The sequence below is a fragment of the Halovivax sp. genome (genome assembly GCA_007119345.1).
Classification (GTDB): Archaea; Halobacteriota; Halobacteria; order Halobacteriales; family Natrialbaceae; genus Halovivax.
This window is the reverse complement of sequence record SKPV01000178.1, coordinates 1-19,817: the sequence shown is the minus strand read 5'-3', so window position 1 is coordinate 19,817 and position 19,817 is coordinate 1. Positions and strand designations below refer to the sequence as shown.

Genomic DNA, 19,817 nt, shown 5'->3' with positions numbered 1-19,817 from the left:
GCCGGTTCGTCGTCGGTATCGGTTGCGGCCGGTTCGTCGTCGGTTTCGGCTGCGACCGGTTCGTCGTCGGTTTCGGCTGCGACCGGTTCGTCGTCGGTTTCGGCTGCGGCCGGTTCTCTCGGCTCTCCGTGCTCGGTCGTTCGGGCCGACTCCGACGAGTCATCATCGTCGGTCGTTGGTGCCGGTTCGGGTCCGCCGGTCCGATCCGCAGCGGCCGCGGATTCGGGTTCCCCGCCCTCAGCGTCGGAGGGTTCGCCATCCGGGTCGTCCGATCCGATCGGCGTCTCGCCCGGCGACCCGTCGTCAGCCGGTTCGAGGGCGGACGGATCGTCTTCGAGCACCTCCCGGACGCGCCGTTCGACCGTTTCGCGGACGTTCGACGCGGCGACGTCCGCCGTGTCGCGGACCGTCCCGTCGATGTCCCGAGCGGCGTCGCTCAGCCCGAGGTCGCGGATTCGCTCCCGGACGGCCGCGTCCGGATCGGCGAACTGGATCGACACGTCCCGGTCGTCCTGGATCTCCCGTCTGTCGTTGACCCGCGCGACGAGCGCGCCGCGGTCCGCGGCGAACTCCTCGACGGTCGCCGGCGGAAACGGCTCGCCGTCGCCTTCGACCGTGACGATCACGACCGCGTCCTCGAGCTCGTACTCGCCCACGCGCTCGCGTACGCGATCGATTCCCTCGCCGTCGTCGAGGTCGAGGTCGACGAACGCGAAATCGCGGGTGGACGCGATCGACCGTCGGCTGATGGCGACGTCTTCGTCGAATTCGACGAGGTTGTACCCCCTGGCGTCTCGCTCGCTGGCGCTCGCTCGTTCGGTCGAGCCGCAGTAGGTGACCCACGCATCGCCGACTTCCGCCGTGTCGGCGGCGTGGTTGTCGCCCAGCAAGACGGCGTCGAAGTCGACCGTCGACTCCTCCAGGACCGTCTCGGTGTCCCAGTTCGCGTGCGGGAACGGTTCGAACAGCCCGTGGGCGACCAGGACCGCGTGGTCGGTGGCGTCGGGCGGCTCGGCGAACGCGTACTCGAGTGCGTCCCGACGGGAGACGGGGACGAAGTCCAACCCGTAGACGGCCACGTCGTCCACGACGACCGGCTCCCGACCCAGTCGGGTGGCCAGTCCGAGATCCGCGAAGAGGTCGAGCCACTGGGCGTCCCGCTTCGTCTCGTGATTGCCGACGATCGCGAGGAACGGGACGCCGGCGTCTTCGAGCGTCCGCAGCACCTCGATCGTTCCCTGAAGGTCGACGAGACCGGGCCGACGGTCGTGAAAGAGGTCGCCCGCGTGGACTACCGCGTCGACCTCGTCCTCGACGGCGTCCTCGGCCACGTCGCGGAACGCATCGAGGAAGTCCCGCCGTCGGTCGGGCGAATTGTACTGCTGATAGCCGATGTGGGTATCGCCCGTGTGAATCACCCGCGTCATCGGTCGACGTTGGTGAGCGGCCCCTAAAGGGGTTCCGCGACCGGAGTGAAAGTTATCTCGAGCGAACGGTCGGCGCGGGATCGCCGCCCGTCCGGGGTCCTCGGTCGAGGTCCGTACGCGCGATCACCGGACGAGGCCCGTCGCGGTCAGGCTTCGACGTCGAGTCGCGGTCAGGCTTCGATGCCGAGACGCGGTCAGGTTTCGATGTCGAGACTGTAGAGGCGCTTGCGCGCGTCCGAAAACGAGAAGCGCGACTCGATCACGCCCTCGTCGTCGAGCCTGGTGAGGGCGTACCTGACCGTTCGCGCCGGCAGCAACGTCTCCTCTGCGAGCTGCTGCTGGGTCATCGTCTCGTTGTACTCGAGGACCTTCGCGACCAGCTTGGCGCTCGGCGGCAGGTCGCGGACGTCGTCCCACGTGCCGCCGGGTTCAGGCTCCGATTCTTGCTCCCGTCCGAACCGCTCTGAAGCGCTCATCATCCTCCTCTTCTGGATACGGCCTAATAATATTTGCCGTTTCAAATGATGCCTGCAAGTTATTTTTGGAGGGGTTAGTCGACCCGAAACCTCTTATGAAGGAATACCCTACGGTGTGGTGATGAGCGACACTGTGGAAGACGTGGATCTCCCGTACGACGAGGAGGACACGTCCCAACAGGAGAAAATACGTGCCCTCGAGGAACGCCTGGAAGTCCTCGAGACACAAAACGAGGAGATGCGGGACAAACTCCTCGACGCGAACGCCGAGAACAACAAGTATCAGCAGAAACTCGAACGGCTCACCCACGAGAACAAGAAGCTGAAACAGTCGCCGCTGTTCGTCGCCACCGTCCAGGAGCTCACGGACGAGGGCGTCATCATCAAACAGCACGGGAACAATCAGGAGGCGCTCACCGAGGTCACCGACGAGATGCGCGACGACATCGAGCCCGACGATCGCGTGGCGGTCAACAACTCCCTCTCTATCGTCAAATCGCTCTCTAACGAAACTGACGTCCGCGCACGCGTGATGGAGGTCACCAAGAGTCCCGACGTCGGCTACGAGGACATCGGCGGCCTCGAGGACCAGCTCCAGGAGGTCCGCGAGACCGTCGAGATGCCCCTGGAGAAGCCCGAGATGTTCGACGACGTCGGAATCGATCCCCCGTCGGGCGTGTTGCTCTACGGGCCGCCGGGGACGGGTAAGACGATGCTCGCGAAGGCCGTCGCCAACCAGACCGACGCCACCTTCATCAAGATGGCGGGCTCGGAGCTCGTCCACAAGTTCATCGGCGAGGGCGCGAAACTCGTTCGCGATCTCTTCGAAGTGGCTCGCGAACACGAGCCGGCGGTCATCTTCATCGACGAGATCGACGCCATCGCCGCCAAGCGGACGGAGTCGAAAACCTCCGGCGACGCCGAGGTCCAACGGACCATGATGCAGCTGCTCAGCGAGATGGACGGCTTCGAGGATCGCGGCGAGATTCGGATCATCGCCGCGACCAACCGCTTCGACATGCTGGATCGCGCCATCTTGCGCCCCGGTCGGTTCGACCGCCTCATCGAGGTCCCCAAGCCCGACGAGGAGGGTCGCGAGATCATCTTCGAGATCCACACCCGCGACATGAACGTCGCCGACGACGTCGACTTCTCGGGACTAGCCGTGGAAGCCGAAGAAGCCTCCGGTGCGGACGTGAAGGCGGTCTGCACGGAGGCCGGCATGTTCGCCATCCGCGACGACCGCACGGAGATCCGGATGGAGGACTTCCGGAACGCCTGGGAGAAAGTCCGCGCGGAGTCGGACGAGACGGCCGAAGTGTCGAAGACCTTCGCGTAAGTCCCGCACCCGCATCGGCGCGAATCGGCGGTTTTTCGCGTTCTCGACGTCGAGCCGACGGCGTCATCGAGGCCGTTCCGGACCGTTTTTACCCGCCGACCGGCTACGTTCGACAATGACGAAGATCGTCGTGGTGGACAATCACGGTCAGTTTACGCACCTGGAGCGTCGGGCCCTCCGGGACCTCGGGGTCGAGACCGAGCTGATCGACAACGAGACCCCACCTTCGGACGTCGACGCCGACGGCGTCGTCCTCTCGGGCGGCCCCGACATCGAACGCATCGGCCACAGCCCCGCGTACCTGGACGCGGACGTTCCCGTTCTCGGCATCTGTCTCGGGATGCAGCTCATGGCCCACGAACTGGACGGCGAGGTCGGGAGCGGCGAGTACGGCGGCTACGCGGACGTCACCGTCGGCGTCCTCGACGAGACGGACCCGTTGATCGGCTCACTGGCGCCCGAGACCCGAGTGTGGGCTAGCCACGCGGACGAGGTGACCGCGGTCCCGTCGGGGTTCGAACGCACCGCCGAGAGCGACGTCTGCAGCGTCGAAGCGATGAGCGACACCGATCGTGACCTCTACGGCGTCCAGTGGCACCCCGAGGTCGCCCACACGGAACGCGGCGAGGTCGTCTTCGAGAACTTCCTCGATATTTGCGAGTCGGCGTAGTCGCCGGGGTCCCCGCCGGTGTCACGCCCGCTGGATTCGCGATCGATCGCTCCGTCGGCGACCGTCGTTACAGCGCCGCGAAAACGAGGTACGGGACGACGAACAGCGCGACGGTCATCACCGCGATGATCAGCGCGTAGCCGAGTATCGTTCCGGCCGCGGCGTGCCACGACGGGTGATCGAACTGACCGAGATCCGCGTTCATACCTGACGGTCAGTCGACGCCCCGATAAACGTACCGGATCGGGCGGTCGTTCCCGCGGCCCGATCGGCGTCGTGGGTCGTCGACCGGGTGTTGCCCGGTAATTCTCCCGTCGATCGTCCGCGGTTTCGCTGACCGGCCACGGTCCGGGTCACGCCGTCCGTCCACGGTCCGGGATTCGCCCGAGAACCCGCGCCCCCAGAACACCGGCCCCCGACCGAAACCGGGCGGTTCCGGTCACTCCCCGAAGAGCTCGTCGACGGCCCCGCGGGCCGCCAGCGCCGCGTCGTCGGCCACCCGCTCGGGGTCGGCCGGTTCGTCCGGTGCGTCCAGGTAGACGTCGACCTCCAGGACGCCGTCTTCGAAGATGACGGTGACGTCCACGTCGCGGACGTCGGACTGCTTGTACCGATCGAAGATGACGCTCTCCGCGGCCTCGGCGGCCGTGCGGACCACCTCTTCGTCCGTCGGCTCTTCGTTCGGTCCGTTCACGGCTGTCGGTTCGTCCGTCATTCAGTTCATGACCGTCGTACAGTCCTCGTCCGTCGTTCGGTCCTCGTCCGTCGATTCGTCCGTATCCAGGTTCCTCGACCCGGACGGTTACGCGCCGCCGGTGCCCGGTCCGCCGGGGCCCGCCGGGCCGCCCATCGCGCCGCCGCCGCCGAGCAGCTCCTCGAGTTCCTCCTGGAGGCGCTCGAACTGCTGCTGGACGCGATCTTCTTGCTTCTCGAGGGTCTCGAGTCTGACCTCGAGGTTCGACTGTTTCTCCTCGAGGTCGCTCTCCGCCTGGTCGTAGTCGGTTTCGACGAAGAGGTCGCCGATCTGGCGGAACATCGTCGTGTCCTCGTCGATCCCTTCGAGTTCGTCCAGGGCGGTCTCGGCCTCGTTCAGGCCGGATTCGGCCTCCTGTTTTTGCATGGCGACCGTCTGGGCCGTCTCCTGCAGTCCCTGGAGCTCCTCGATCTTCTCTTGTGCTTCCGGTGGCAGATTACCCTGCATGGTCGGCGAAACGCCATCCGGACTGATAAACCCAAGCTTTGTCTCGTGTCCGCTCACTCGATCGTCGTCCGTCGTCCGCGCTCGTTGACTCGTTCGGCGACGCTCACGAGGGTGAACCAGGTGTTGGCGGCCGCACGGAGGGCGGTCAGATCGCGCGCCTCGATCGAGATTTCGACGGCCGACCCCTCCCGGCGGAGCGCCGTCCGCGAGCGTTCGTCGTCGATCTCGCCGACCTCTGGACGGACGCTCTCGGCGACGATCCGCGCTCTCCGTTCGCGCTCGTACTCGAAAACCAGCGTCGCGTCGTGGACGGCCTGCATGCGGCCGCCGGCGTCTCCCGCGACGTCGCGGTCGGACACGGGACTACTCGACGTCGACTTCTTTGACGTCGCGGCTCCGCTCTTTCAGCAGGACGCGGTGGCCGCAGTACGGACAGCGGACGCCGCCGTACTCGTCGATTTCGACGTCGCGCTTGCAGCGAGAGCACTTGTATGCCATGGAGATTACTCGTCTTCGGAGAGGGCGGCCCGGATGGATCGGGTGACGGTCTTTCCGGCGGGCGTCTGGGGGCGGTAGGCGCCGCCCGTGAAGACCTCGCCGGTTTCGTCGTTCTTCCAGATACCGGTACCGACGCGGGTGACGTCGTCGCCGTCGACCGTCGCGTTCTTCATGTCCGATTCCACCTCGGCGACGCGGCGTCGCGCGACGCGACCGTATCGCGCGCCGAATCGGCCGGCGCTCCCGACAGTTCGCTTCCGTTTCTCGGCCATAGTACCCGTACCTATCCCCAGGCTCCCAATAAACCTGTTGAGTCACGCCCGTTCCCGGGCCCGACCGGCGGCCGAGGTGGTGATCACCTCCCAGCAGATCAACGCGAGCGCGGCGGCGTACCCGATCGGTGCGAGCGGCGCGGCGAGGAGCCCCGACGCGACGCCCGTCGCGCCGACGGCGGTTCGTACGACGACGCCGCTGACGGCCAGGAGCGGGATCGCGGCGAGGACGACGTCCGGGCGGTCGACCATCGTAATTATATCTCATTACCTCCGGCCGGAAAAGCGCGGGAGAACCGGTAGGCATTGTCTCTTCGATCGGTTCCTGAACGTCACGAACCCGTGCCCGACGATGGCGAGACGCCGGACGGGCCGGCCGATCGAGTGAGTGGTTGCGCTCTCGCTTCGGCGGACGGTTAGCGTAGCTCCTCCTCGTCCAGCGCCTCGTTGAGGTCTTCCCGGACGCGTTCGCCGGTCTCTCGATCTCGAGCCGTCGTCACGATTCGGTTCTCTTGGACGCTCGAGCCGTCCCGCAAAAGCAGTCGCAGGTTGCCGCCGTCGTCGGCGCGGGCGACCTTCGCACGGAGCCCGGACTGTGAGCCCGTCCCGCCCGCGTCGATCGGGCCCGGAATCACTTTCTTGACGTGCGGGTGGCCGGCGATCGTCGTGATCGCCCGCATCCCGGTTCGACCGCCGATGAGGGTCGTGTGACTGCCGCCGATCTTCTCGGCCGGGGGCGCGTCGACGACGTCCAGCGCCCGGTCCCCCCGGTGGGTGCGCACGTGCGCGACGGGATCGTCGGCGTCGGCGTCTATCCGATAGAACGGATAGCGAACTTCGTCGCGAACGGCCCGGATCACGTCCCGTTCTCCGGTGGCGTACACTTCCTCCGGACGTTTGCGCCGGATCTCGTCGGCGAGTCGCCCCGCGAAGTTCCGCAGTTCGACGACGCCGCGCTCGCCCTCCTCGGGGATCGTCGTGACCGTCGTCTCCCCGACGAGCGAATCGTCGTCGAGCATCGAGATCGTCGCTCGATCTCGGTCGGCCGCGAGCACGATCGCGTCGGCGTTGGACTCTCGGCAGACGAGACAGAAGTCTCCCGGTCGCTCGATCGGCGTCCCGCACTGCCGACACTCCATGCCGGTCGTTTCGGGGCCGCACTCAAAACGGGACCGCTTCGGGCCGGCCCGTCGAGTTCCACCTCACCGACCGAAGAGCCGTCCGTCGGGTCCGCTCATCCCAGATCGACCGGATCGACCTTCAGGTACTCTCTGAGAAGCACCGTCGCGTAAGCGCCCTTCGGGAGCGCGAACGAGAAGGTGAGCGGATCCGTCCGTACGTCGAGGTCGGTTCGGACGAGGACCGCCCGACGGGTGCCGGTCGAGTCGAACTCCCCCGGCAGGTCGAAGTCTTCCGGCGAGAGCTCGAGCTCGTCGAGCACCGTCCGTTCGATCTCGCCGGGTTCGCCGTCGGCCAGCTCGGTCCCCCTCCCGACCAGCGGGGCGGTGACGAACGCGCGCCCGCGCTCGCAGTGGCGCGCGACCGACTCGACGCGCCGGCCGGTCACCCGCTGGCTCCGATCGGGGTCCGGCAACTCGAATCCCGCGGGCGCGTCCGCGTCCGCGAAGCACGCCACGTCTCCCTCCACCGGTCGGTCGAACGGGAGCCCGCGCTCCAGGCGTTCGCTCAGGATTCGGTTGAACGCGAAGGATTGCGCCGCGTGCACGAACAGCCGCTGGAGGTTCGACGGGACTCGTTCGAGGGCGGTCCGGTAGGTGGCTTCGTCCACCGCGTCGGCTTCGGCGAGCTCGTGGAGCATCGACCGTTCGTAGCGGAGCCCGCCCGGAAACCGATCGAGCGCCGTCGGCCAGTCGCGCGTCTCCTCGACGAACGCTCGCGCTTTGCGCGTCGGTTCGGGCTCCGCCGCGTGGGGATTTCCCAGATATGCCATCACCGCGCCCTCCCAGTCGCCGCGGACGACGGCCAGTCCGACCTCGTGGGTGATCGGCCGACGACTGCCGAAGCGCTGTTGACCGAAGAAGTTCGGAACGCCCACGGCCACCCCGTCGATCGCGCTCGGCCGGTCGGGGATCGATCGGTCGTCGGCGCCCCCGAACGCCGCCAGCTCGCGGGTGATCGCCGTCACCCGTTCGGGACGGTCGGGACCGCTCACCGCGATTTCGAACTCGTTGCCGGCGAGGTCGCCGAACTGGAGCGATCGTCCCGCGCGCCCGACGACCTCGATTTCGGCGCCGTTCACGTCGGGGAGCCGCCCGGAATCGATCCCCCGGATCGAGAACAGCTGCGTGGTGATCGCGTACTTGTCCTTGGTCCCCGCCCACGAGATCCGCTCTCGGCTGATGCCCAGCGCGTCGGAGAGTCGGCCGACGAAGTCGTTCGTGTCCCAGCTCCGCAACGTCGCGCGGACGACGAGGTGCCCGTAGGCGCCCGTATCGGCGTCGACGGGCTCCGTCGAGAACCGCTCGACTTCGCGGACGCGGAAGTGCTCGGCACGCGAGCGAAGGACGCCGCCGACGCCGTCGGCGTCGCTGACGTAGTGGGCCATGCCGACGGCCCGTTCCGTTGGGTGGGCGGGACGCATTGGTGGTCCGCTTGGGATCGGAGTCGTAAATCCGTTCGTTCTCGCCGCGAGAACCGCGGATCGAGTTCGACCCCCGGCTCAGTCCCGAGCGGCCACGTCGCCGACCAGCTCGCGGACGTATTCGATCTCGTCCGGGATCACCCCGTGGCCCATCCCCTCGTAGATTCGCTTTTCGACGTCTGCGTCGCGATTCGCGAAGACGAGCGCCGTCTCTTCCACGCGCTCGACGGGGATGTGGGGGTCCCGGTCACCGCAGCCGAGAAACACCGGCGTACCGTCCATCGATCCGTCGTACTCGAATTCGCTCCCCTCCGGGCCGATCAGGCCGCCGCTGAGGACGACGAGGCCGCCGTACCGACGGGCGTTGCGGGCGGCGTACTCGCTCGCGAGACACGCGCCCTGGGAGAACCCGAGTAGGACGGTCCGCTCGGGCGGAATTTCCTCACCGAGAAGGTCGTCGAGCACGGTCGCCAGCCGGTCGAGCGCGGACGAGAGGTGCGGTTCGTTCGACTCGATCGGCGCCGTGAACGACTGCGGGTACCAGGTGCCGCGGGCCGCCTGCGGGGCGACGTAGTGGACGTCGTCCCGGTCGATCTCCTCGGCGAAGTCGAGCATCCCGCGTGCCCGGGCGCCGCGTCCGTGGACGAGGACGACCGCGGCGTTCGCCTCGGCCGGTTCCACGCCGGCGCGTTCGTCGGGCTGGTCGCCGTGCGGATCGGGTTCGTCCGTCACACCCGTCCGGTACGATGCCCGAAGGGAAAGCCGTTCTGCGGGCGTTCCAGGTGGTCGACGCTCGCGAGCCGTCGAACCGCCCGGACACCCCGCTTCGACGACCGCGAGGGACGAGGGACCTGCAACCGGAGTAATCTGATGCTGGGAATCGCCGGCCACAACAGTAGACGTTTACCGTCTCGCTGCGTCGGACCCGATGTGCCAACGACGACTTCCCGAGGCGAGGTCGATCGAGCGATTCAGGGTAGCGGGCGGGTGAGACGGTGAGCGGACTCCGTCGGTTCGTGAGCCGACTCGTGAGCCGACCGCGGGCCTACCAGGTTTACGTGCGATTACCGACGCGGTTGCCCAACGGCGAGTCGATCGTCGCGGACGCTCGCGCTCTCGTCGACGACCTCGAAGCGATCTGTGAGGGTAGCCTCGACGTGTACGGGACCGTCGACGGAATGGTGGCGAATACGGACGTCGTGTCCGCGTCGACGTTCGACGTCGACCGGTTCGACCGATTCCTCGAGCGAGTCGAGGAACGGTACGACGGCCCGTACACGGTCGCGGTTATCAGGAAGCGGCGTGCGGACCACCGAACGCGACGCGTCACGTCCTATCTGGTCGTCCCGGTGCGTCCGCTCTTTCCGCGGGATCGCCAGCCCGCCGCGTAACTGCGGTATCGGCGGGTGTGGACGGTTCCCGTGATCCATCCCAATGGCGACGGGTGTGGACGGATCCGGGGTTCAGTCGTCGTCCCCGGGGCTCGCTCCGGGACCCGGCTCGCCGCCGCGTCCGGACTCCTGCGGGGAGACGGCCTCGGCTCGGCCCATCCACCGATCGACGTTGTCTTCGACGTACGGTCGAGCGCCGAGGGCGACCGCGCCGCCGACGCCGATCGCGACCGCGGCAGCGACGCCCCACGCGAGCGCGCGGGCGAAGACGTACAGGATACCGACGTCGATCCCCATCGTGTCGAGGCCGACGACGATCGCGGTGAAGTACAGGAACAGCCGCGCGCCGTTGGCGAACCAGGACGTGTAGGCGGTCTGTCCGGCCGCCCGGGTCCGCTCGATGGCGTCTCCGATGAAGTCGGCGACGACGAAGCCGAGCACGATGACCAGCAGCCCGGCGATGAACGCCGGCAGGTACGTGACGGCGGTCGAGATCCACGCCGACAGTTCGGGGATCGCCAGCGCGTTCGCGGCCGCCAGGATGGCGACGGCGTAAACGAACCACTTCCCGAGCTTTCCGAAGGCGCTTGAGACGGCTCGCTCGGTGCCGCCCAGGATGCGCCCGAGCGGCGTCTCGAGGACCATTCGGTCCAGTTCGACGCCGTCAGCGATTCCGCGCACCAGTCGGCCGACCAGCCGGCCGACGACCCACCCGATCAGCAGGATGACGAGCGCGCCGACCAATCGCGGTACGAACGCGATCATCTGGGCGATGGTGTCCTGGAGGTACTCCGGGACCGTTACTTGCTGCATGTAGATTTCGGGGAGCATGCTTCGGACGGTCCGTCTCGGACGCTCTTCGTATGGCGGGTGCTAATAATTCGACAAAAAGTGAGACGATCGTGCGGCATCGCCGTCCCCGATCGGAAGTGAATCTTGTCCAGATTATCCCTTCGATCTGTCACGTCTGGCCGTCCACGGCCTCGAACGATCGTCGAATGTGACGAATCACCGCCTCTATCTGGACGGGGGCGCCGCCGTGTGCCGTAATCCCGTGTTACTTTCGTGACGGATTTGCGCACTGTAGGCTGCTCGAATCGGGCGTCCACCGGTCGGGCGGGCGCGTCACCGAACCGGTACGGTTTCGCCCCACTATCACTCCGGACGAACGTCATCGATTCGTCGATCCGGGCCCCGTTTCGAGGCCGAAACCGTCAGAATCGGAGTCGTCGGACGTTACCGCGCCCGTCGGTTGCGGTTCCGGACCCGCGGTCGAACGCCCCTTCCGGCCGAGACGCCCGCCTCACGCGCTCAGAGTAGCGAGAGCTCTCCGGTCACTCGATCGACGAGATCCTCGTCGCCGGGTCCGACGGCCAGCGCGGTGACGGTTCCCGGCTCGAGCTGGGTGTGGCCCGCGTCGCTGACGACCGCGTTCGGGAGCCCTTCGGCGTCCGCGATCGCCGACAGTTCGTGGAGCTCGCGCTCGCTCGATCCCTTCAGCACGACCTTCTTCTGCCCGCCCGACTTCCAGGTGCGTCGCGTCCGGTCGTCCGCCTTCTCGTAGGCCGACAGCGAGGCGTGAGCGACCTGCGCGGCCAGCTTTCCCGTTCCCATCCCGACGTCCGTCCGGGCCACGATCGCCTGCTTCATGCCTCGACGCTCGGCGGCGAGCGCTATAGGGGCCACGATCGGTGCCGGTAGCCCAGCGGCCACGTTCGACGTCGAGGCGTTCTCGGCTGCGACCGCGGTCATGGGTCGCGCCGACGCGTTCGGTCTCGCGCCGCGCGGTTCCGGCTCCGGTCCATCCGAGAGTTTTAACCGGTCCCGCGCGAGTCCCCGCACATGATCCTCTCGGACGCGGACATCCTCGACCGGCTCGAGGCGGGCGACCTCGTCGTCGAGCCGCTCGCCGATCTCGACCTGCAGATCCAGCCCGCGAGCGTCGACCTTCGGCTCGGCAGCGAGTTCCTCGAGTTTCGCCGGACCAACATCCCGTGCATCCACCCGAACGCCGAGCGGGAGGTCGAGGAGTACGTCACCGAGACCGTCGTCGAGGAAGGTGACGATTTCATCCTCCACCCGGGCGACTTCGTGCTCGGGACGACGTACGAGCGCGTGGAGATCCCGCCGGACCTGATCGCCCACGTCGAAGGTCGCTCGTCGCTCGGCCGCCTCGCGGTGGTCGTTCACGCGACGGCGGGGCTGTGCGACCCGGGGTATCGAGGCCAGATCACCCTCGAACTCTCCAACCTCGGGACCGCGCCGGTCGCGTTGACTCCCGGCATGCGCGTCTCCCAGCTTACGTTCACCGAACTCTCCTCGCCCGCGGAACGACCGTACGGGAGCGAACGCGGCTCGAAGTACCAGGACCAGTCGGGCCCGCAGGCGTCGAAGATCGGCGGCGATCACGAGTTCGGCGGCGACCAGCTCGGCGACGAGTGATCGCCGATTCGTGCCGGGGCTCTCGCAACGCTTGACCCACGTCACGTACCGCTGGCTCCCCCGCCCCGTACCGCTGGCTCCCCCGCCCCATCACCCTTCCCGGTGGCACCCGCTCCACCGGCGCCGACCGGCCGAGCGGGCCGCAGAGTTATTTCCCGTCGCCCCGAACGGTCGGGTAAGGAATGAAGTTCGTCGAGGAACTCGTCGTCGAGGAGTTCCTCCCCACGGTGCGCTCGCTGCTCGCCGCCGACCTGCGCGAGCGCGGGCTCACCCAGCGGGAGGTCGCCGCCGTGCTCGGCATCAGCCAGAGCGCCGTCTCGAAGTACGCCCACGGCGAGGTGACGGTGAACGATCGGATCGCGGCCGACGACCGGGTGACCGACCTGGTCGAGGAACTGGGTGAGGGCCTCGCCGACGGGTCCGTTTCCCCCGTCGGTGCGCTCGTCGAACTGGAGGTGCTGATCCGCGAACTCGAGGGCGGCGGCGACCTGCTGGCCAGGATGCACGAAGATGCGGTTCCGGGGCTCGCCTCCCACGGCGCATCGTTTCGCGTTCACGACCCGGAGAGCGATCTGCGGACGAGCGAGCGAGTCCTCTCCTCGCTTCGGCGGGGATTGCGAATCCTCGAGAACGCGAGCGGGTCCGCCGGACTCATCCCCGCCGTCGGATCGAACCTGGTGGCCTGCATCCCGGACGCCGAGGAGGTCGACGACGTCGCCGCCGTCCCCGGCCGAATCGTCGACGTGAAGGGGCGAGCGACGATCCCGGCCGACCCGGAGTTCGGCGTCTCCGAGCACGTCGCCTCCGTCCTGCTGGCCGCGCGCCGACACGGCTGCGAGGCCGCGGCCGCGGGCAACATCAGGTACGACCCGACGCTGCTGGCCGAGCTGTCGGAGGCGGGTCACGAACTCGTCGAGTTCGACGAGTCGGGCGACCTCGAAGCGAGCGTCGGCGAGGCGGTCACGGCGAAGCCCGGCGCGACCGCCCTCTACCAGACGGGCGGCGAGGGGATCGAACCGATCACGTACGTCCTCGGGCCGGACGCCGAATCCGTGGCGAACGCGATCCGCGAACTCGTCTGAGATGGCTCGAGAGACCGACGCCGCCGGATCCTCGGGAGGGGCCGGGAGCGGCGCGAGCGCACAGGAGTTCTACGGGCAGTGGGCGACGGTCTACGACCTGATCGCGCGTTACACGCCCGGCGTCCCGGCGCTCCGGCGACGCGTCGCGGCGGCATCCCGCCTCGAACCCGGTGACACCGTCGTCGAGCTCGGCTGCGGGACCGGCGCGAACTTGCCGTACCTCCGGAAGGCCGTCGGTCCGGAGGGGACCGTCGTCGGGATCGATTTCACCGGGCCGGTCTTGCGTCGTGCGCGCGAACACGCGGACCGGTTCGACAACGTCCACGTCGTCAGGGCGGACGCGACGCGACCGCCGCTGGGCGGCGATCCCCCTACCGGTGGTGGCGACGACGCGGTAGCGCGCGACGACGTCGACGCGATCGTCGCGACGTTCGTCGTCGGGATGCTCGAAGACCCCGCCGGGGTGGTCGACGACTGGTGCGACCTCGTCGGTCCCGGCGGCCGCGTCGTCCTCGCCAACGCCGCCCGGAGCGATCGGTGGTACGCGCCCGCCGCGAACGCCGTCTTCCGCGCGATCGTCGTCTGTTCGACGCCGCCGACGACGAGGTTCCGCTACGAGGAGGACCTGACCGCGCGCCTCGACGCGAAGATCGCCGCGGGCCACGACCGGCTCCGTGCGCGGTCGGGGGCGGTCTTCGAGGAGCGTCGTCACTTCGGTCTCGTCCGACTCACGGGCGGCGTAGTCTCGGCGGCGGACGGTGCCTGGGATCGCTCTGCTGACGAAGGCCGCTGACGTCCCTCGAGCAGGGCGCGCGGGGATCCGGAACCGAGATCGGTGCGAGGGGAGCGGCGACCGGTCCGTTTTCGGAGGGCTTTTGAGTCGGTCCGGGAAACGACGCGGTATGACCGCGCCGTGGGGCGAGTGGGACCACGTCCTGAAGCTCGACCCGGACAAGGAGCTCCCGGCGGACGTGACCTACGACGAGCTGTGTGCGACCGGCACCGACGCCATTCAGGTCGGCGGGACGACGGGGATGACCGCCGATAACATGTCGGCGGTGATCGACGCCTGCGCCGACCACGACGTCCCCCTCTATCAGGAACCCTCGAGTCCCGACGTCGTCGTCGACTCGCCGGTGTTGTCGGGCTACTTCATCCCGACCGTCGTGAACGCCGGTTCGCCGTTCTGGATCACGGGCGCTCACAAGGAGTGGCTTCGGATGGACGGCGACGTCGAGTGGGATCGACTGGCCACCGAAGCCTACATCGTATTGAATCCCGACTCCGACGTCGCCACCTACACGGAGGCCGACTGCGATCTCGAGCCGGCTGAGGTTCGGGCCTACGCCACCGTCGCGGAGCGGATGCTCGGCCAGGAGATCGTCTACGTCGAGTACTCCGGCACGCTCGGCGAGGAAGACCACGTCGCCGCGGCCGCCGCCGGACTCGACGAGGCGACGCTCTTCTACGGGGGCGGCATCCGCGATTACGATTCCGCACGCTCGATGGCGACCCACGCGGACGTGATCGTCGTCGGCGATCTCGCTCACGACGAGGGCGTCGAGGCGGTTCGCGAGACGGTCGAGGGTGCGAAAGACGCCTGAGGAGTGGTCGGCTCTCCGTCCTTGAGCGAGTGGTCGGCTCCCCGTTCTTGTGCGAGTGGTCGGCTCCCCGTTCTTGTGCGAGTGGTCGGCTCCCCGTTCGAGTGAGATCGCCTCAGTCGGCGGCGTCCGCGTCGACGAGTTCGTCCCGAAGCGCCGGCAGGATCTCGGTTACGTCCGCGCGGAACACGTGCCGGGCCAGGTCGTCGACCGGCGTCTCCTCGAGGTTCACCACGGCGACGGTGGCGCCGTTGCGGGCGGCGATTCGCGGAAGCGAGGCGGCGGGCTCTACCTCGAGCGAGGAGCCGACCGCGAGGAAGACGTCGGCGCCGCTGGCGAGCGATTGCGCCCGCTGGAGCGCCGTCGCCGGGAGGCGTTCGCCGAAGAGCACGACGTCGGGTTTCAAGAGCCCGCCGCAGTCGCAGTACGGCGGAACGTCACCGTCGGCGACCCGCGTCTGCACCGTCCGAGCGTCGTGTCGGCGCTCGCACTCGGTGCAACGAACGCGCCGCGAGTTACCGTGGAGTTCGACGAGGTTGGCCTCGTCGGCGCCGACCGACGCCCCGTCGTTCCGGTCGAGTTCGCCGCCGACCTCTCTCGCCGCCGCGCCGTGGAGGCCGTCGGTGTTCTGCGTGACGATCGCGTCGAGGTGCCCGCGCCGGCCCAGCTCGGCGAGCGCCCGGTGGGCGGCGTTCGGCTCGTAGGTCTCCTCGCCGTACATCGCCCGGCGCAGTTCGAGCCGGTCGCGCCAGAACCCCTCGGGATCGCGCCGGAACCGGCCGTACGCGAACTGCCCCTCCTCGAAACGGTCCCAGATCCCATCCTCGCCGCGAAACGTGGGGACGCCGGAGGGAGCGGAGATTCCGGCCCCCGTCAGGACCGTGGCCCCCTCCGTCGTTCGGATCTCCCCTGCCAGCGTCTCGAGGTCGCCGATCGATTCGTCCGGTCCGCTCATACTCGGTCCGTACGCCCCGAGGCCGAAAAGGTGGCGCGGTCCCGCGGCGGACGCACCCGTTGCGTCGGCATCGGCTCCACCGCCGGGACCGGACGCGGGGCGGCCGCCGCTCCGTTCGAACGGACACCGCCGCGAATAAGGGCGCTTAAGTCCCGCCTTGGACAACTGGGAGGTATGCAGGATCGAACCTACACGGCAGACGCCGAGCCGGGTGACGAGGTCACCGTCGCCGGCTGGGTCCACGAGATTCGCGACCTTGGCGGGATCGCGTTCCTCATCCTCCGGGATTCGACGGGACGAATCCAGGTCAAGTTCGAGAAAGACGAGATGGACGACGAGCTGGTCGAGACCGGCCTCGGCGCCGCGCGCGAGAGCGTCGTCTCGGTCTCGGGAGCCGTCGAGGAGGAACCCCGCGCCCCGACGGGCGTGGAGGTCGTCCCCGAGACGGTCGAGGTGATCGCCCCGGCCGACCCCGAGCTCCCGCTCGATCCGTCCGGTAAGGTCGACGCCGACCTCTCGACGCGGCTCGACAACCGCACGCTCGACCTTCGCAAGCCCGACGTACAGGCGGTCTTCGAGATCCGCTCGGCGATGCTCCGGGCGGTCCGCGAACGCTTCCGCGAACTCGACGCCACGGAGATCACCACCCCCAAGATCGTCGCGACCGGTACCGAAGGCGGCACCGAACTGTTCCCGATCACCTACTTCGGTCGGGAGGCGTTCATGAACCAGTCCCCGCAGCTGTTCAAGCAGCTCGCGGCCGGCTCCAACCTCGAGCGGGTCTTCGAGATCGGCCCGATCTTCCGCGCCGAAGAGCACAACACGCCCCGGCACCTGAACGAGGCCACCTCGATCGACTTCGAGGGCGCCTACTGCGACGACGGCGACGCGATGGACGTCGCCGAGGAAGTCGTCACCGCGGCCTACGAGGCGATCGCCGAGGAGTGTGCCGATGAACTCGATGCGCTCGGCCTCGACGAGGAGTTCGCGGTTCCCGACGGCGAGTTCCCGCGACTCACCTACGAGGAGGCCATCGAGCGGATCAACGCCACCGGCGAACTCGACGAGCAGCTCGTCTGGGGCGACGATCTCTCGACCGAGGCGGAGAAGGCCCTCGGCGAGGACGTCGGTAGCCACTACTTCATCACGAACTGGCCCAGCGAGATCAAGCCGTTCTACATCAAGGATCACGACGGGGAACCCGACCTCTCCACCGGGTTCGACCTGATGCACCCACGGATGGAACTCGTCTCCGGCGGCCAGCGCGAACACCGCGAGGGCCAGCTCATCGAGGGCTTCGAACAGCAGGGACTCGACCCCGACCAGTTCGAGTACTACACCAAGATGTTCAAGTACGGCATGCCGCCCCACGCCGGCTTCGGTCTCGGCGGCGAGCGCTTGCTCATGACGATCCTCGGGCTGGACAACATTCGGGAAGCGGTTCTCTTCCCGCGGGATCGCCAGAGACTGAGTCCGTAGGACGAAGTCTCTGAGAGCCACCGAAGCTCGCCTGCGAGGCCCGCCGGATCGTCGGCGGCTGTCGCCGTAGGCGACGGCGCAGCCGGTCGAGGAGATGCTTCGGGAGCACAGACCCCGCGTCGTCGCCGCGTGAAGTCAGGAGGCTGCTTCTCGTCGGGTCCTCACCGTCCGGCCCAACGGCGCAGAGGGTCAGCTGGACGAGCGGGGAGACACCCACGGCCGTCGTCAGCGTCAACGGTCCCGACGCAGGGGCCGGGCGCCGGCGGAACTCGGCGGCGTCGGAGCTCCCGACGCAGGGGCCAAGTGCTGGCGAAACTCGCCGGCGTCAGAGCTCCCGACGTAGGGGCCAAGTGCTGGCGAAACTCGCCGTCGGTTCCGCGGGGTCGCCGGCTTCCGATTTCGTTGTGGAGTGAGACAATCTCACGTTCGCGGTAGCGCGCGCTCGCTATCGGTACTCCGGGCGAGTTTTGAGTGCTGGCACGAGTCGCTGTCGTACGATCGAGAAGGGCTGTCGGATTCTTCCGCACTCAGCGGTCGAAGGAGCCGGCCGTTCTCCGCCGACGGCCTGCGGAACGATCCGGCGGCGGACGGCGGTCAGTCGTCCGCGCCGGATTCGGGGGGCGCCGCGTCGATCTCCGACCCGGTGTCGAAGTGATCGAGGTGGGATTGCAGGCTCCGCGACCGTTCGGCGAGGTTGCCGGCGCTCTGGGTCACCTCGGAGAGGGCGGTCGTCTGCTCTTCCGCCGCGGCGGCCGCCGTACTCGCCTCGTCGGTCACGCGTTCGCTGAGGCGTTCGGCCTCGTCGACGAGGGCCACGACCTCCTCGATGGAGGCCGCCTGCTCCTCGGAGGCGGCGCTGATCTCTTCCGTTCCGTCGTGGGTCTGGCGGGCGTACTCGGCGATCTCGTCGAGGCGTTCGCCGGCGTCGGCGACGGTTTCCGCGCTCTCGGAGATCTCTGCCCGGGTCGCTCGGACTTCCGCGGCGGTCCGATCGGTCTGGTTACGTACCTCCTCGACCAGCTGCTCGATCTCCTCCGCGGACTCCTGGACGTCCGTCGCGAGGTCCTTGACCTCGCCGGCGACGACGGAGAATCCTTCGTCGGACTGGCCGCTTCTGGAGGCCTCGATGTTCGCGTTCAGCGCCAGCATGTTCGTCTGCTTGGCGACCTCCTGGATGAACTCCGTGATCTCTTCGATCCGTTCGATCTGGCTCTGCAGGCGCTCGATCTCGTCGACGGCGTCTTCGGCGTCCTCGTCGATCTCGTCCATAGCGCCGACGGCCTGATTCGCGGCCGACCGACCCTGGATGCCGGCGGTGGCCGTCCGTTCGGCGATCGACGTCACCTCGTCGGACAGCGAGGCGATCTCCTCGGTCGTCGCGGAGAGGTCTTCCATCCGCTCGACGACGTGCTGGAACTTGCGATGCTGGTCTTCGGTGCTGGTCGAGATCTGCTGGACGGAGTCGGTGACCTGGCCGCTGGCCGTCTGGACCTCCTCGGCGCTGGCGGTGACCTCCTCGCTGTGGGCCGCCACTTCGTCGGCGAACCGCTTCAGTTCGTCCGTGGTCGCTTCGATCTCTGCCATCGTCTGATTGTACTCGCCGGCGATCTCGCGCATCGCCTCGTTCTCGCTGTCGGCGTTCATCCGGGCGGTGAGGTCGCCGCGTGCGGCGGCCTCCATGACCCCGCTGAACCCTTCGGCTTTTTGCTGGAGGTGTCTCGCGAGGTTCGCGATCTCTTCACCGCGCTCTTCGGCCCGGTCGCGGGCGGCTTCCGTCTCCTCGATCGAATCCTTGAGCGATGCGCGCATACTGTCGAAGGAGTCGTAGAGCTGGCCGATCTCGTCCCGGCGCCCGGATTCGAGTTCGGCGTCGAGGTTTCCGGACTCGATCTCCTGGGCCTTCTCCGCGAGCCGACCGATCGACGTGCTGGTGTTTCGACCGACTACCGCACCGATCAGCACCAACCCGAGGAACGACACCAGCACCAGTCCGATCACCGAACGGGTGATGTCGGTCTGGAGCGCGAACGCCTCGGACCGCGGCTCGTGGGTCATGATGACCCAGTCCGTCCCGTCGACGTGGGCGTACCCCATCGACATGACGCCACCGTGGTCGTCGTCGTGCTCGATCATCTCGCGATCTTCGTGGTCGCCGTGTCCGTCGTCGTGGTGCTCCTCGAGGGCTTCCATGTACTCCTCGTGGTCGCTCCCCGGCGCGTAGACGGTCTCGCCGTCGTCGTCCTCCATCTCGTGGACCTCGCCGCCGAGTCCGAGTTCTTCGGAGGCCTCGACGGCCTCTTCTTCGGTATCGTACGTCGGGTGGTCGTGGCCGTCGTGATCTCCGTGGTCGTCGTGGTCGTCGTGACCACCGTGATCGTCGTG

The 19,817-nt window shown here is 68.0% G+C and carries 24 protein-coding genes; 8 read left to right on the top strand and 16 right to left on the bottom strand.

Going from position 1 to position 19,817, the window contains the following annotated elements; translation table 11 throughout:
* Together mre11 and QZT59_RS12175 are read right to left on the bottom strand one after the other, a co-directional pair.
* Nucleotides 1-1,427, bottom strand: a 1,427-nt coding sequence (mre11, locus tag QZT59_RS12180; protein ID WP_290816439.1) for a DNA double-strand break repair protein Mre11, incomplete at its 3' end; no start/stop codon positions are given.
* Between the two features lie 194 nt (nt 1,428-1,621).
* A complete protein-coding gene (locus QZT59_RS12175; RefSeq protein WP_290816436.1) occupies nt 1,622-1,903 on the bottom strand; it encodes a helix-turn-helix domain-containing protein in 282 nt (93 codons plus the stop codon).
* Between the two features lie 121 nt (nt 1,904-2,024).
* On the opposite strand from QZT59_RS12175, the gene QZT59_RS12170 reads away from it, so the two are divergent.
* Together QZT59_RS12170 and QZT59_RS12165 are read left to right on the top strand one after the other, a co-directional pair.
* The gene (locus QZT59_RS12170; protein ID WP_290816433.1) at nt 2,025-3,242 is read left to right on the top strand and encodes a proteasome-activating nucleotidase; all 1,218 of its coding nucleotides are present in this window, start codon (nt 2,025-2,027) and stop codon (nt 3,240-3,242) included.
* 115 nt (nt 3,243-3,357) lie between these two features.
* A complete protein-coding gene (locus tag QZT59_RS12165; protein ID WP_290816430.1) occupies nt 3,358-3,912 on the top strand; it encodes a GMP synthase subunit A in 555 nt (184 codons plus the stop codon).
* 67 nt (nt 3,913-3,979) lie between these two features.
* On the opposite strand, the gene QZT59_RS12160 is transcribed toward QZT59_RS12165, so the two are convergent.
* The 10 genes from QZT59_RS12160 to QZT59_RS12115 all read right to left on the bottom strand — a co-directional run bounded on the left by QZT59_RS12160 (nt 3,980) and on the right by QZT59_RS12115 (nt 9,217).
* On the bottom strand, nt 3,980-4,117 hold the full coding sequence (locus QZT59_RS12160; protein WP_290816427.1) for a hypothetical protein: 138 nt from the start codon (nt 4,115-4,117) through the stop codon (nt 3,980-3,982).
* A gap of 234 nt (nt 4,118-4,351) precedes the next feature.
* Entirely contained in the window at nt 4,352-4,627 is a 276-nt protein-coding gene (locus QZT59_RS12155) for a DUF3194 domain-containing protein (protein ID WP_290816425.1), read from the bottom strand.
* An 87-nt stretch (nt 4,628-4,714) separates the two neighbouring features.
* Complete coding sequence (locus QZT59_RS12150) at nt 4,715-5,113, bottom strand: prefoldin subunit beta (protein WP_290816422.1); 399 nt, start codon at nt 5,111-5,113, stop codon at nt 4,715-4,717.
* A gap of 53 nt (nt 5,114-5,166) precedes the next feature.
* Entirely contained in the window at nt 5,167-5,433 is a 267-nt protein-coding gene (locus QZT59_RS12145; protein ID WP_290816445.1) for a KEOPS complex subunit Pcc1, read from the bottom strand.
* A 43-nt stretch (nt 5,434-5,476) separates the two neighbouring features.
* A complete protein-coding gene (locus tag QZT59_RS12140) occupies nt 5,477-5,611 on the bottom strand; it encodes a DNA-directed RNA polymerase subunit P (protein ID WP_290816419.1) in 135 nt (44 codons plus the stop codon).
* Between the two features lie 5 nt (nt 5,612-5,616).
* A complete protein-coding gene (locus QZT59_RS12135) occupies nt 5,617-5,883 on the bottom strand; it encodes a 50S ribosomal protein L37ae (RefSeq protein ID WP_290816416.1) in 267 nt (88 codons plus the stop codon).
* Nucleotides 5,884-5,925: 42 nt separating this feature from the next.
* A complete protein-coding gene (locus QZT59_RS12130; protein ID WP_290816413.1) occupies nt 5,926-6,135 on the bottom strand; it encodes a hypothetical protein in 210 nt (69 codons plus the stop codon).
* 164 nt (nt 6,136-6,299) lie between these two features.
* Entirely contained in the window at nt 6,300-7,022 is a 723-nt protein-coding gene (locus tag QZT59_RS12125) for a DUF2103 domain-containing protein (protein WP_290816410.1), read from the bottom strand.
* Between the two features lie 95 nt (nt 7,023-7,117).
* Nucleotides 7,118-8,485 carry a tRNA pseudouridine(13) synthase TruD gene (truD, locus tag QZT59_RS12120; RefSeq protein ID WP_290816407.1) on the bottom strand — a complete coding sequence of 456 codons (1,368 nt, stop codon included), beginning with the start codon at nt 8,483-8,485 and terminating at the stop codon, nt 7,118-7,120.
* A gap of 78 nt (nt 8,486-8,563) precedes the next feature.
* On the bottom strand, nt 8,564-9,217 hold the full coding sequence (locus QZT59_RS12115; RefSeq protein WP_290816404.1) for an alpha/beta fold hydrolase: 654 nt from the start codon (nt 9,215-9,217) through the stop codon (nt 8,564-8,566).
* Nucleotides 9,218-9,480: 263 nt separating this feature from the next.
* On the opposite strand from QZT59_RS12115, the gene QZT59_RS12110 reads away from it, so the two are divergent.
* Nucleotides 9,481-9,876: a hypothetical protein gene (locus QZT59_RS12110; protein WP_290816401.1), complete on the top strand. Its 396-nt coding sequence runs from the start codon at nt 9,481-9,483 to the stop codon at nt 9,874-9,876.
* 72 nt (nt 9,877-9,948) lie between these two features.
* Here the strand turns inward: QZT59_RS12110 and QZT59_RS12105 are convergent, their stop codons facing one another.
* Nucleotides 9,949-10,707: a hypothetical protein gene (locus QZT59_RS12105; protein WP_290816398.1), complete on the bottom strand. Its 759-nt coding sequence runs from the start codon at nt 10,705-10,707 to the stop codon at nt 9,949-9,951.
* Between the two features lie 480 nt (nt 10,708-11,187).
* The gene (gene pth2, locus QZT59_RS12100) at nt 11,188-11,526 is read right to left on the bottom strand and encodes a peptidyl-tRNA hydrolase Pth2 (RefSeq protein ID WP_290816395.1); all 339 of its coding nucleotides are present in this window, start codon (nt 11,524-11,526) and stop codon (nt 11,188-11,190) included.
* 192 nt (nt 11,527-11,718) lie between these two features.
* Here pth2 and dcd point away from each other — a divergent pair, with 192 nt between their 5' ends.
* The 4 genes from dcd to QZT59_RS12080 all read left to right on the top strand — a co-directional run bounded on the left by dcd (nt 11,719) and on the right by QZT59_RS12080 (nt 15,004).
* Nucleotides 11,719-12,318 (top strand): dCTP deaminase, encoded by a 600-nt coding sequence (dcd, locus tag QZT59_RS12095; protein ID WP_290816392.1) that lies wholly within the window; start codon nt 11,719-11,721, stop codon nt 12,316-12,318.
* Nucleotides 12,319-12,500: 182 nt separating this feature from the next.
* Nucleotides 12,501-13,400, top strand: a complete 900-nt coding sequence (locus QZT59_RS12090) for a thiamine-phosphate synthase family protein (RefSeq protein ID WP_290816388.1) — start codon at nt 12,501-12,503, stop codon at nt 13,398-13,400.
* 1 nt (nt 13,401) lies between these two features.
* Nucleotides 13,402-14,193: a class I SAM-dependent methyltransferase gene (locus QZT59_RS12085; protein WP_290816386.1), complete on the top strand. Its 792-nt coding sequence runs from the start codon at nt 13,402-13,404 to the stop codon at nt 14,191-14,193.
* 109 nt (nt 14,194-14,302) lie between these two features.
* Entirely contained in the window at nt 14,303-15,004 is a 702-nt protein-coding gene (locus tag QZT59_RS12080) for a phosphoglycerol geranylgeranyltransferase (protein ID WP_290816383.1), read from the top strand.
* A 112-nt stretch (nt 15,005-15,116) separates the two neighbouring features.
* On the opposite strand, the gene QZT59_RS12075 is transcribed toward QZT59_RS12080, so the two are convergent.
* A complete protein-coding gene (locus QZT59_RS12075) occupies nt 15,117-15,956 on the bottom strand; it encodes an NAD-dependent deacetylase (protein WP_394348654.1) in 840 nt (279 codons plus the stop codon).
* A 174-nt stretch (nt 15,957-16,130) separates the two neighbouring features.
* Here QZT59_RS12075 and aspS point away from each other — a divergent pair, with 174 nt between their 5' ends.
* Nucleotides 16,131-17,435, top strand: a complete 1,305-nt coding sequence (aspS, locus tag QZT59_RS12070; RefSeq protein ID WP_290816380.1) for an aspartate--tRNA(Asn) ligase — start codon at nt 16,131-16,133, stop codon at nt 17,433-17,435.
* Between the two features lie 594 nt (nt 17,436-18,029).
* Here the strand turns inward: aspS and QZT59_RS12065 are convergent.
* Nucleotides 18,030-19,817, bottom strand: a 1,788-nt coding sequence (locus QZT59_RS12065; protein WP_290816377.1) for a methyl-accepting chemotaxis protein, incomplete at its 5' end; no start/stop codon positions are given.

Coding starts and splice junctions, on each gene's coding strand:
- QZT59_RS12175 (WP_290816436.1), bottom strand. CDS start 1,903: ATGAGCGCTTCAGAGCGGTTCGGACGGGAGCAAGAATCGGAGCCTGAA.
- QZT59_RS12170 (WP_290816433.1), top strand. CDS start 2,025: ATGAGCGACACTGTGGAAGACGTGGATCTCCCGTACGACGAGGAGGAC.
- truD (WP_290816407.1), bottom strand. CDS start 8,485: ATGCGTCCCGCCCACCCAACGGAACGGGCCGTCGGCATGGCCCACTAC.
- QZT59_RS12085 (WP_290816386.1), top strand. CDS start 13,402: ATGGCTCGAGAGACCGACGCCGCCGGATCCTCGGGAGGGGCCGGGAGC.
- QZT59_RS12135 (WP_290816416.1), bottom strand. CDS start 5,883: ATGGCCGAGAAACGGAAGCGAACTGTCGGGAGCGCCGGCCGATTCGGC.
- QZT59_RS12075 (WP_394348654.1), bottom strand. CDS start 15,956: ATGAGCGGACCGGACGAATCGATCGGCGACCTCGAGACGCTGGCAGGG.
- QZT59_RS12090 (WP_290816388.1), top strand. CDS start 12,501: ATGAAGTTCGTCGAGGAACTCGTCGTCGAGGAGTTCCTCCCCACGGTG.
- QZT59_RS12125 (WP_290816410.1), bottom strand. CDS start 7,022: ATGGAGTGTCGGCAGTGCGGGACGCCGATCGAGCGACCGGGAGACTTC.
- QZT59_RS12160 (WP_290816427.1), bottom strand. CDS start 4,117: ATGAACGCGGATCTCGGTCAGTTCGATCACCCGTCGTGGCACGCCGCG.
- QZT59_RS12155 (WP_290816425.1), bottom strand. CDS start 4,627: ATGACGGACGAACCGACAGCCGTGAACGGACCGAACGAAGAGCCGACG.
- QZT59_RS12145 (WP_290816445.1), bottom strand. CDS start 5,433: ATGCAGGCCGTCCACGACGCGACGCTGGTTTTCGAGTACGAGCGCGAA.
- dcd (WP_290816392.1), top strand. CDS start 11,719: ATGATCCTCTCGGACGCGGACATCCTCGACCGGCTCGAGGCGGGCGAC.
- QZT59_RS12130 (WP_290816413.1), bottom strand. CDS start 6,135: ATGGTCGACCGCCCGGACGTCGTCCTCGCCGCGATCCCGCTCCTGGCC.
- aspS (WP_290816380.1), top strand. CDS start 16,131: ATGCAGGATCGAACCTACACGGCAGACGCCGAGCCGGGTGACGAGGTC.
- pth2 (WP_290816395.1), bottom strand. CDS start 11,526: ATGAAGCAGGCGATCGTGGCCCGGACGGACGTCGGGATGGGAACGGGA.
- QZT59_RS12105 (WP_290816398.1), bottom strand. CDS start 10,707: ATGCTCCCCGAAATCTACATGCAGCAAGTAACGGTCCCGGAGTACCTC.
- QZT59_RS12140 (WP_290816419.1), bottom strand. CDS start 5,611: ATGGCATACAAGTGCTCTCGCTGCAAGCGCGACGTCGAAATCGACGAG.
- QZT59_RS12080 (WP_290816383.1), top strand. CDS start 14,303: ATGACCGCGCCGTGGGGCGAGTGGGACCACGTCCTGAAGCTCGACCCG.
- QZT59_RS12150 (WP_290816422.1), bottom strand. CDS start 5,113: ATGCAGGGTAATCTGCCACCGGAAGCACAAGAGAAGATCGAGGAGCTC.
- QZT59_RS12165 (WP_290816430.1), top strand. CDS start 3,358: ATGACGAAGATCGTCGTGGTGGACAATCACGGTCAGTTTACGCACCTG.